The following is a 4,675-nucleotide window of genomic DNA, read 5'->3' as shown; positions in this document are numbered from 1 at the left end:
GTGCCGCCCCGTTCGGGGTGCGGCACGGGCCGGAGCCGTTCTCCGGGGAGGTGCCGGGGGCCGATCGTGGGCGGTGCGGGCGCTGGGATGGGCTGTTTTTCGGCCAATCGGATGGTGCGAGGGGGTGAACGCTCGACTGATCGCGGTCAACCCCTTCCGGGGCGGGCAGGACGCTCCTAGCATTGCGCGGCGCACACCAGACATGTGACGCCCCTCACGTTCGATCGTTCCCCCCGTGTGACAAATACGCCGAAGGAGTGAGACAGCGTGGATTCGCCGCCGCTCACCACCACCGCCGCCACGGAAGCCCAACTCATCGACGACAGCGAGGAGTTCCGTACCCTGCGGCGCTCGTTCCGGAGCTTCGCCTTCCCGGTCACCATCGGCTTCGTGCTCTGGTACCTGTTCTACGTCCTGCTCTCCTGCTACGCCCCGGGACTGATGCGCACCAAGGTCCTCGGGCACGTCAACGTGGCCCTGGTCCTCGGGCTGCTCCAGTTCGTGACCACCTTCGCCATCGCCGCCTGGTACGCCCGCTACGCGGACCGGCGGATCGACCCGCCCGCCGCGGCGATCCGCGAGGCGCACGGCGCCGTCGTCCACGCTCCCCGGGAGTCCGCCGAATGAGCCTGCTCGCCAGCTCCGCCACCGAGCACCGCGACCTGACGATGGCCCTGTTCGGCGTGTTCGTCCTGGCCACCCTCGGCATCACCGTCTGGGCCGGGCGGCAGACCAGGAGCGCCTCCGACTTCTACGCCGGCGGCCGCGGCTTCACCGGGTTCCAGAACGGCCTGGCCATCTCCGGCGACTACATGTCCGCCGCCTCCTTCCTCGGCATCGCCGGGACCATCGCGCTCAGCGGCTACGACGGCTTCCTCTACTCGATCGGCTTCCTGGTCGCGTGGCTGGTCGCCCTGCTGCTGATCGCCGAACCGCTGCGCAACTCCGGCCGCTTCACGATGGCGGACGTGCTCGCGTTCCGGATGCGCCAGCGCCCGGTGCGCACCGCGGCGGGCGTCTCCACCATCGTGGTGTCGATCTTCTACCTGCTCGCCCAGATGGTCGGCGCCGGCACCCTGGTGGCCCTGCTGCTGGGGGCCGAGGGGAGCGCCGCCAAGCGCTGGACCATCGTCGGGGTCGGCGCGCTGATGATCGTCTACGTGGTGATAGGAGGGATGAAGGGCACCACCTGGGTGCAGATCGTCAAGGCGGTGCTGCTGATCGCCGGCGCCGCGCTGATGACCGTCCTGGTGCTGGCCAAGTACCACTTCAACCCCTCCGAACTGCTCGGCGCGGCGGCGAGTGCGAGCGGCAAGGGCGAGGCCTTCCTCCAACCGGGGCAGAAGTACGGCAGCGGCACCGCCAAGCTCGACTTCATCAGCCTCGGCATCGCGCTGGTGCTCGGCACCGCCGGCCTGCCGCACATCCTGGTCCGCTTCTACACCGTGCCCACCGCCAAGGCGGCCCGGAAGTCCGTGCTCTGGGCGATCGGCATCATCGGCGTCTTCTACCTGATGACCCTGGCGCTCGGCTTCGGCGCGGCCGCGCTGGTCGGCTCCAAGGCGATCAAGGCGGCGAACGCGGCGGGCAACACCGCGGCCCCGCAGCTGGCCGAGGCGCTCGGCGGGGGCGTCGGGAGCACCGGCGGCGCGATCCTGCTCGCGGTGATCTCGGCGGTCGCCTTCGCCACCATCCTGGCCGTGGTCGCCGGGCTCACGCTCGCCTCCTCGGCCTCCTTCGCCCACGACCTCTACGCCAACGTGATCCGGCGCGGGAAGGTGAGCGAGAAGGAGGAGGTGCGGTCGGCGAAGTGGGCCGCGGTCGCGATCGGGGCGGTGGCGATCGTGCTCAGCCTCTTCGCGGACAAGCTCAACACCGCCGCCCTGGTCGCGCTGGCCTTCGCCGTCGCCGCCTCGGCGAACCTGCCCACCCTGCTCTACTCGCTGTTCTGGAAGCGCTTCACCACCGTCGGCGCGGTCAGCTCGGTCTACGCCGGACTGCTCACCTCGGTGACGCTGGTGGTCTTCTCCCCGGTGGTCTCCGGCGCGAAGACCTCGCTCTTCCCGCACTCCGACTTCCACTGGTTCCCGCTGGAGAACCCCGGCCTGGTCTCCATCCCGGTCGGCTTCCTGGCCGGCTGGCTCGGCACGCTGCTGTCCGGGGAGCGCTCCGACCCGGCGAAGTACGCTGAACTGGAGGTCCGCTCGTTGACCGGGCTGGGCGCCCACTGATTGTCCCGTGATGACTATGCTGGCCCGGCCCGGCCCGCCGTGACGGTGGCCGGGCCGGCCGCATCTCGGGGAAGGACGAACGTGCTGCTCGACACCTTCGGACGCCAGGCCGTCGACCTGAGGGTCTCCCTCACGGACCGCTGCAACCTGCGCTGCACCTACTGCATGCCCGAGGAGGGCCTGCAGTGGCTGGCCAAGCCCGACCTGCTGACCGACGAGGAGATCGTCCGGCTGGTCACCGTGGCCGTGCGCGACCTGGGCGTGCGCGAGGTCCGCTTCACCGGTGGCGAGCCGCTGCTGCGTCCCGGTCTGGTCGCCGTCGTCGCCGCCTGCTCGGAGCTGGAGCCGCGCCCGGAGCTCTCGCTGACCACCAACGGCATCGGACTGGCCCGCACCGCGACGGCGCTGCGCGAGGCCGGCCTCGACCGGGTCAACGTCTCGCTGGACACCCTCGACCCCGAGGTGTTCCACACCCTCACCCGCCGCCACCGCCACCAGGACGTCCTGGACGGGCTGGCCGCCGCCGAGGCCGCCGGGCTGGCGCCGGTGAAGCTGAACGCGGTGCTGATGCGCGGGGTCAACGACCACGAGGCGGCCGACCTGCTGGCCTGGTGCCTGGAGCGGGGCTACGAGCTGCGCTTCATCGAGCAGATGCCGCTGGACGCCCAGCACGGCTGGGACCGCGCGTCGATGGTCACCGCGACGGAGATCCTGGACCTGCTGCGCGCCCGCTTCACGCTCACCCCGGAGCCGTCCGCGCACCGGGGCGCGGCGCCCGCCGAGCGCTGGCTGGTGGACGGCGGCCCGGGCCGGGTGGGCGTGATCGCCTCGGTCACCCGGCCGTTCTGCCGGGCCTGCGACCGCACCCGGCTGACCGCCGACGGCCAGGTGCGCAACTGCCTGTTCGCGACCGGCGAGACCGACCTGCGCACCGCGCTGCGCTCGGGCGCGGACGACGCCGAACTGGCCGCGCTGTGGCGGGCGGCGATGTGGGGCAAGAAGGCCGGGGCCGGGATCGACGACCCGGAGTTCCTCCAGCCCGAGCGGCCGATGTCCGCGATCGGCGGCTGAGCGGCGGCCGAGCGGGCTGTACGGGCCGGGCAGGCTCTAGGCCGGCTTCCCGGAGCCCTCGGCGGGCTCGGGGGTCCAGTCGGCGAAGGCGACGACCTCCTTGAGGAAGCCGCGCACCGAGAGGAACTGGGACAGGTGCTCGCGGTGCTCGTCGCAGGCGAGCCAGGTCTTGCGGCGGTCCGGGGTGTGCAGCTTGGGGTTGTTCCACACCAGCACCCAGCCGGCGTCCGTCCGGCAGCCCTTGGCGGAGCAGATCGGCGTCTGCGGGGTGTCCATCGGGCCGTCCTCAACGATTGGCGGGTGAGTCTGCACCGCCAGTCTGTCACGGCCGTCCGGGCCGACCGGATCCGGGCATGGCGACGCCGGGCAGCCACGGGGGGAGCCGCCCGGCGTCGGTCCGTCGCTCCGACGGGGGATGCGGAGCGCGTACGCAGTATGTCACGCCAAGACCCTCGGATGGGGAGGTCTTGCATGATTAATCTGAGCTTCTTTTGAGCTTTCGCTGAGCCGGACGGGGGTGAAGCGGCATGAAACGGACGGTCAGTCCACGTCCTGTGAAGGATCGGTGGGAACGGCCTTTGCCTCTCCTGTACCAGCCTTCGCACCAGCCCCACCCGTCCCACCGGGGCCGAGCATCAGCGGGGTGTCCAGCGGGATGTCGAAGGTGCTCGGCAGCCCCGGGGCCCGCTCCCGGCCCGCGTTGGCGATCAGCACCGCGAAGTACGGCAGCAGGACGGCGCCCGCCAGCGCCGCGAACGCCAGCCAGCGCTGGACGTCCCACAGCACCACCGCGAGCAGTACGCAGACCGTGCGGAGCAGCATCGAGACGACGTAGCGGCGCTGGCGTCCCCGGACGTCCTCGGTGAGGCTGCTGCGCGCCCCCGTGATCCGGAAGACCTGCCCGTCGTCGGCGCTCTTGCCCATGTGTCCTACCGCCCTCGTCGCGCACCCGCGCGCCTGGCCGCGCGGCCTCCTCACGGTACGCCCGGGCGCACCCGGCGACGAGACCGGGTGGGCCGCACCCACCCGGTCGGGTACGCGAAGGGCCTGTCCGGCGGAGCGGACAGGCCCTTCGGTGGTGCGGTGCGGCGTCAGGATCGGCGGGAGAGGTACTGCGGGGGCACGGCGCCGGTGAGCCAGACGCCGTTCTCGCTGAGCCGGAACTCGTGGCCGGCCGCCGTCATCGCCGCCGCGTTCACGGTCAGCACCACCGGACGGCCGTGCCGGGCGCCGACCCCGGTGGCCGTCCCGGTGTCCGCCGAGAGGTGGACGTCCTGGCGGGCCATCGGGCGCAGGCCCTCGCGGAAGATGGCCGCCAGGTGCCGGTCGGCGGTGCCGTGGTAGAGCACGGGCGGCGGCACGGTGGCGGTCAG

6 protein-coding genes are annotated in these 4,675 nt (G+C 72.1%); 3 read left to right on the top strand and 3 right to left on the bottom strand.

Annotated features, from left to right (window positions below):
* Positions 1 to 267: 267 nt before the first annotated feature.
* From ACFU6K_RS31810 to moaA, 3 genes are all read left to right on the top strand, one after another.
* Positions 268 to 627, top strand: a complete 360-nt coding sequence (locus tag ACFU6K_RS31810) for a DUF485 domain-containing protein (RefSeq protein WP_049653515.1) — start codon at positions 268 to 270, stop codon at positions 625 to 627.
* Positions 624 to 2,231 (top strand): cation acetate symporter, encoded by a 1,608-nt coding sequence (locus ACFU6K_RS31805; protein ID WP_380668912.1) that lies wholly within the window; start codon positions 624 to 626, stop codon positions 2,229 to 2,231. Before ACFU6K_RS31810 ends, ACFU6K_RS31805 begins: the two co-directional genes overlap by 4 nt.
* An 81-nt stretch (positions 2,232 to 2,312) precedes the next feature.
* Positions 2,313 to 3,302 (top strand): GTP 3',8-cyclase MoaA, encoded by a 990-nt coding sequence (moaA, locus tag ACFU6K_RS31800; protein ID WP_380668910.1) that lies wholly within the window; start codon positions 2,313 to 2,315, stop codon positions 3,300 to 3,302.
* A 36-nt stretch (positions 3,303 to 3,338) separates the two neighbouring features.
* On the opposite strand, the gene ACFU6K_RS31795 is transcribed toward moaA, so the two are convergent.
* The 3 genes from ACFU6K_RS31795 to ACFU6K_RS31785 form a co-directional block, all read right to left on the bottom strand.
* Entirely contained in the window at positions 3,339 to 3,578 is a 240-nt protein-coding gene (locus ACFU6K_RS31795) for a hypothetical protein (protein WP_380668908.1), read from the bottom strand.
* Positions 3,579 to 3,842: 264 nt separating this feature from the next.
* The gene (locus ACFU6K_RS31790; RefSeq protein ID WP_380668906.1) at positions 3,843 to 4,226 is read right to left on the bottom strand and encodes a DUF3099 domain-containing protein; all 384 of its coding nucleotides are present in this window, start codon (positions 4,224 to 4,226) and stop codon (positions 3,843 to 3,845) included.
* Between the two features lie 167 nt (positions 4,227 to 4,393).
* The coding region (locus ACFU6K_RS31785; protein WP_380668904.1) for an RNA 2'-phosphotransferase at positions 4,394 to 4,675 on the bottom strand (282 nt) is incomplete at its 5' end.

The organism is Kitasatospora sp. NPDC057512 (assembly GCF_042802135.1).
Taxonomy (GTDB): Bacteria; Actinomycetota; Actinomycetes; order Streptomycetales; family Streptomycetaceae; genus Kitasatospora.
Note: the sequence above shows the minus strand (reverse complement) of the source record. Positions and strands in the feature narration are given on the sequence as shown.

Bases quoted from the DNA above. Each gene is read 5' to 3' on its own strand.
- ACFU6K_RS31805 (WP_380668912.1), top strand. From the start codon at position 624: ATGAGCCTGCTCGCCAGCTCCGCCACCGAGCACCGCGACCTGACGATG.
- ACFU6K_RS31795 (WP_380668908.1), bottom strand. From the start codon at position 3,578: ATGGACACCCCGCAGACGCCGATCTGCTCCGCCAAGGGCTGCCGGACG.
- ACFU6K_RS31790 (WP_380668906.1), bottom strand. From the start codon at position 4,226: ATGGGCAAGAGCGCCGACGACGGGCAGGTCTTCCGGATCACGGGGGCG.